At 71.2% G+C, this 281-nt stretch carries 1 pseudogene; it reads right to left on the bottom strand.

The features are described 5' to 3' along the window. Positions 1 to 281, bottom strand: a pseudogene (locus GV790_RS30090) (ATP-dependent DNA helicase PcrA); the annotation flags it as partial.

Genomic DNA, 281 nt, shown 5'->3' with positions numbered 1-281 from the left:
GCTCGTTGAGGTTGTCGAGCCGGGCGCCGTCCTGCGGGTCGTCGGAGGCTTCCAGCTCGGCGCGGTAGCCGGTGCGGTCGAGCACTGCCTCCACCACATTGCCGACATCCGGGAAGTCGGCGTCCGGGCGGTGTCCGGCAGCCCGGATCTCGTCCAGGAGGTCCAGGAAGCCGGCGATGGCGCGCTGGGCGCGAGTGTTCAACAGCGCGACCTTGCCGTCGGCGGCATCACGCAGAGCGGCCGCGAAACCGATGTCGCGTTGCTCGGCGTGCACCGCCACG

It is taken from the genome of Nocardia cyriacigeorgica, assembly GCF_010858045.1.
Taxonomy (GTDB): Bacteria; Actinomycetota; Actinomycetes; order Mycobacteriales; family Mycobacteriaceae; genus Nocardia; species Nocardia cyriacigeorgica_E.
Note: the sequence above shows the minus strand (reverse complement) of the source record. Positions and strands in the feature narration are given on the sequence as shown.